Origin of the sequence: Adlercreutzia equolifaciens (assembly GCF_029076695.1) — a bacterium.
In the GTDB taxonomy this organism is placed as follows: Bacteria; Actinomycetota; Coriobacteriia; order Coriobacteriales; family Eggerthellaceae; genus Adlercreutzia; species Adlercreutzia equolifaciens_A.
Genome location: NZ_JARFIK010000191.1, coordinates 1 through 333 on the forward strand (window position 1 = coordinate 1; position 333 = coordinate 333).

The 333-nt window shown below is 67.9% G+C and carries 1 pseudogene; it reads right to left on the reverse strand.

From position 1 onward, the window contains the following. A pseudogene (locus PZH32_RS12025) lies at nt 1–333 on the reverse strand (class I SAM-dependent methyltransferase); the annotation flags it as partial.

Genomic DNA, 333 nt, shown 5'->3' on the forward strand with positions numbered 1-333 from the left:
GGCGAACCGCGGGCACATAGCCCATTTCGCTGAGCACCAGATAGGCGTATAGGTAGTCGAAGCCGCGCGGTACCGGCAAGTCCAGGGCCTCGAAAACGGCCAGATCGACGTGCGGGGAGGCGCCGGTAGTCAACGTGGCGCAAGCGCGGCGCCGCGCAACCGCACTGAGCTTGCGCAGCGAAGCCTCCAAGTCGGCCGTGGCCACCGAGCGCGAGGCGACGGCCACGTCGACGCACTTCGGCTCGATGCCGGCCGCCTCCCAGTTGTCCTCCCAGCTGAGCAGCAGGGGCTCGATGAGGCTGCTTACGCCGCGGGCTTCGGCTTTGGCTTTCA